Source organism: Streptomyces sp. NPDC088706 (assembly GCF_044752765.1).
GTDB lineage: Bacteria > Actinomycetota > Actinomycetes > Streptomycetales > Streptomycetaceae > Streptomyces.
In genome coordinates, this window is the sequence record NZ_JBIVLW010000039.1 from 1 (window position 1) to 4417 (window position 4417).

A 4417-nucleotide genomic window follows, 5' to 3' on the forward strand; every position below is an offset into this window, starting at 1 on the left:
GCCTCCGGCCCGGGCGGGGCCGGGTGCCCTGGCGTACGGCGATGGCCGTGAGGTCCTGGCGGACCTGTTCCGTCTCCAGCTCTCCATACGAGGCCGACTCGGCCTCGTCGTCTCGCGCGGGGTCGGCGCTGTGCTCTACGCTGCCCATGGACGTTCTCCGTTCTCGCTGTCGCAGGTGGTGCGGAGACCAGAGGCCCGGCCGTCGTCAGCGGTCCGGGCCTCCGTTCGTTCTCGCGGGTGAGATCCTGTCGTGGTGGCCGACCGGCGCGGTTCCGACGCGCCGGGCGGTCACTTCTTCGTCTGCGGCCCCATCAGGCTCTTGATCACGTACCAGCCGACCGCGCAGGAGATCGCGCCGATCCCGACCGCCACGGCGACGAGGGCGACCGCCAGGAGCACGGCGACGACCAGGGCCCCGGCCCCGCCAGCCGCGATGAGCTGTCCGGCGTGCTGGCGGAGCCAGGAGGGGGCGGGGGGCTGCTGCTGGACGATGACGACCGGGGTGGCCCCGTAGAAGCCCTGAGCGGGGCTCAGAGCCTGTCCGGGGCCGACGACGAGGGGTTCGGGGGTGTAGACCCGCGTGGGGCCGTCTGAGGGCGTCATGACGCCTTCCTCCTTCGGGTGGTCTTGGGCTTCTCCTCGTCGGCCGTCTTCTGGAGCGGGACGCCGGCGGAACCGGCATCCCGGACGACGGGCGCTGGGGTCGGGATGACGTCGCGGCGGAGCTGGACGGAACTGACGACCGACTGGACGAGGGCGAGTTCGTCGATGTCGCCGACCCGGACGCGGTCGTACTCGCCGCCCAGGCCGGGGACGCCGGTGACGACGCAGACGCCCGCGAACCTCTCCTTGTCGCGGAGCTTGGTCGGCTGGTTCTCCTCGTCCTTGCGGATCCCGTCGCCCAGCGCGGCCTCTGCCGCGTCGATGGTGGAGACCGCGAAGCACACGCCGACTTCGAGGTTGTCGCGGACGGCGGTCGGGATGGCGTCGCCGGTCTGCTTCTGCGTGCCGACGATCGGGATGACGCCGAGGCCGCGACCCTCCTTGGCGATAGTCCGCATGAGCCGCTGGTTGGCCTCGATCAGTTCCTTGTCCTTGCCCCGGAGGCCGGACGCGTCGATGTAGTTGTGGCACTCGTCCATCACGACCAGGACCAGCGGGATCGTCTCGGTCGGGCCGTGCTTCCAGAACTTGTGCGTCCCGCGTTCCTCGACCAGCTGGGCGGGGCGGTCCTTGATGAGGCGGACCAGGTCGGTCAACCGCTGGTGTGCGGCCTCCGGGTTGTCGCCGACGATGAACATGGCCCGCTGGCCGACCTCTCCCCAGTCGCCGAAGCGGGGGTCGGAGGTCTTGCCGTCGAAGACCGCGAACTGAACCGCGGGCGAGTGCGCGAGCGAGGCGAGCCAGCCGAGCATCAGCATGGTCTTGCCGAAGCCCGGCATGCCGGCCACCTTCACGCCGGACAGGTCGCGGAGCGGGATGACCAGGTCACGGGCCCACGGGTTGCGACCGAGCGGAAGGACCCAGTCGCCGTCCGGGAGCTGGAACGGGAAGTGGTCATCGAGCGGGTTGCCGACCAGGCCCCGGAGTTCGAGGAGCCCGGCGGAGACGCGGCGGACCTCGACCGTCTGGCAGCCCCAGGCGTCGGCCAGCCATCCGGCCGCCTTGTCGAACTCCTCGACGCCGACCTTGGGGATCGTGCGGACGAGGACGCGGAGGCCCCACGGCTCGGGGATCACGCGGATCTTCGGGACGACGACGGTCGGCTTGACCGGCTTGCCGTCCATGGACTTCTTGCCCTTGGTGTTCTCGTCCACCCTGGCCAGGCCCAGGTTCGGGGCCAGGCGCTTCCAGCGGAGGGAGACCGACCAGGCGTGCCGCATCCGGGCCCGCTGGAGAGGGGTTGCGCGGATGTACCGGTACGAGGTGATGAAGAGCCGGAAGGCCCCCCAGCCCACCAGGACCGCGAGCGCGATTCCGGCGAACAGGGGGGCCGCCTCCAGCCCGTCGAAGACGGAGTCGATCACGGTCAGCCCTCCGACTTCCGACCGGCCGGAACGGCGTTGAGGGCGCGGACCTCGTCGGCCTGGTACCAGGCGGTTCCGCCCACGACACGCTCGTTGCCGTTCTTGTCGGTCCGCTTCTCGGCCGGGGTCACACCGACGCGGAAGCCGACCAGCTCGACCGGCTGAGGCACCCCGCCGAGGGCCGCCGCCGGGTCCTGGTGGGAGGCGACACCGACCTTGAGGATCTCGTTCTCGGTGCGGCCGAACTGCTCGAACGTGGCGACGACCTGGACTTCCCACTTGGGGGTGCCGTCGGAGGTCTTGTCCTGCTGCTGGTTGTTGCCGAACACGGTCTTCGGCGCGGAGCTGAGGAACATGACCATCTTGAAGGTGCGGGCCTGGTCGACGTGGAAGATCGCGGGCATGTGGACCTCTCTCTGACGTGCCGTCATCTGACGGACTCTCGTGTGCAGGTGGTACGGCCTCTACGATGGCTGTGCACACGGGATGTGTCAAGCGACTAAGCGCTTCACGTACAGGAGGACGACAGATGCCCAGGTCAGTGCCCCCGAAGGTCCGCACCGCTGCACAGCGTCGGATTCAGGCGATCTCAGAGCTTGCCAGCTACCTCGGACATGCCGATGCGGCGATGGCCGGTGATCCGGCGGAGTGGCACCGGTCGCTCCTCCGTGCGCTAGCTGATCTTGCCGACACGGCGGGGGAAGCCGCCATCGAATTGACCAAGACCGCGATGGATACGAAGGCGTTGACGCCGACTGAGATTGCGAAGGCTTCTCGGGTTACTCGCGCGACGGTCTACAGCCGTACGAAGGGGGGCGCGTAATTCCCGCCGGGGGGCGACCCTTCCGCCGGAGGCGGTCGCGCGATTTTCGGGGCCGAAGGTTTAGGGAACCTTTAATCGGCGGGGCCCCTCCCGGAGCAAGAAAAGGGGCCCGGACCTTGCTTCGCGCGGTGAGGACCCTTGGCCCTCACTCGGATACAAGTGTAGTGGCCCCTTTTCATGCTCCGGCCCCACCGATCAAAGGTTCCCCAAACCTTCTCTGTTGGTCGGTCAGCTTGCGGCCGGAGACGCTTCCGTCTTGGGGGCGTCGGGGCCAGCCTGGTAGGTCAGGTGGTAGGCCGTGAGCAGGTTGACCAGCTCCACGAAGCCGCCGTTCTCGGCCGCGTCGAGGAGTCGGGTTTGCAGGCCGGGGACGCGGCGGATCGCGCGGAGCGATTCGGCCGGCAGAAGTGCCCACGTCTCGCCGCCGACCTCTTCGGCCGCCACCTCTTCGTCACTCAACTCCGGTTCGTCGCCGAGGAGTTCGGCCCGCAGGCCCCGGCTCCAGGTGATCGCCCGGCGTCGGTGGGTGCCCTGCTCGTACTCCTGCCAGACCGGGAGGATCGCCATGTCTCCCGTCTGCCGGAAGTATTCGAGGAGTTCGAAGGGCGCGAGGGTTCCGAATTTGCCGTTCTTGAAATCACCGCGAGCGATTTCGTTTCCGATGTGCTTTCCCTCTTGGGTTTTGGCGATGTATTCGCCTGCCTCTTCCGGCGTGGTGACCTTGGACCACTTGACGCCGTGTTCCTTGCTGGGCTCGAATCCCTGCTTCTTCATCCAGGCCCGCCAGGTCTTGTCCCAACGGTGAATGGCGTACGCGAGTTCTTCGCCGGTCTCGTTGCTGAGGAGGAGAACCACGTGCAGGTGCGGATGCCAGCCGTTCCGAGTTCCGTAAGTGACTTCCATCGAGCGAATATTGCCCCGGACGCCGAGCCGGTCGCGTTCGCCGAGGACACCGCGTTTCGGGTCACCGGCCCAGGCCCGGCCGGACATGAGCTTGCGCCAGCCATTGGCGACGGCGTCGAAGAGCGGGGCCAGGTCGTGATGCCGCTTGTGACGGGCCGTCAGGGTGACCATCCAGGCGGTGCCGCCGTCGCGGGTCATGTGGGCGGCGACGGCGCGGGCGATCTCGTCGGCGCGGGTGGCGCGGATCTTGGCGGAGCAGACGGGGCAGGCCCAGATGGAGCCGCACGTGCAGAAGCCGGACCAGTGCGCGACCGAGCCGTTGACGACGATGGCCGCCAGGCCGTCGCCGACGTTGCCGTTGGTCGTGCGGCCGCACTTGCGGACGCGGTCGAGCGAGGTGATCGCCCAGAGGGCTTGCCGCTGAGCGAAGCGGCGTTCCCGGCGGTCCTGCCGTACGGCCGATTCGGCCTCTGAGCTGGGGTTTTCTTGGATGTGGGAAACATTATTCGCGTTGTACCTAGGGTGGCCGTCCGCCAGGCCGCCAGAGGCGGCCCGGCTCCCGCCCTCCTGCCTCCGGCCCGGGCGGGGCCGGGTGCCCTGGCGTACGGCGATGGCCGTGAGGTCCTGGCGGACCTGTTCCGTCTCCAGCTCTCCATACGAGGCC

General features: G+C 68.7%; 4 protein-coding genes. All 4 read right to left on the reverse strand.

Features of this window, described 5'->3' with window-relative positions; genetic code table 11:
• Positions 1–288: 288 nt before the first annotated feature.
• Complete coding sequence (locus tag ACIQAK_RS32920; protein ID WP_366392973.1) at positions 289–603, reverse strand: hypothetical protein; 315 nt, start codon at positions 601–603, stop codon at positions 289–291.
• Positions 600–2027, reverse strand: coding sequence for a hypothetical protein (locus ACIQAK_RS32925; protein ID WP_366392974.1), 1428 nt, complete (start codon positions 2025–2027; stop codon positions 600–602). The genes ACIQAK_RS32920 and ACIQAK_RS32925 overlap by 4 nt, the downstream gene beginning before the upstream one ends.
• 2 nt (positions 2028–2029) lie before the next feature.
• Entirely contained in the window at positions 2030–2458 is a 429-nt protein-coding gene (locus tag ACIQAK_RS32930; protein ID WP_366392975.1) for a hypothetical protein, read from the reverse strand.
• A gap of 620 nt (positions 2459–3078) precedes the next feature.
• Positions 3079–4417: protein rep (locus ACIQAK_RS32935; RefSeq protein ID WP_401849671.1), on the reverse strand; the 1339-nt coding region annotated here is incomplete at its 5' end.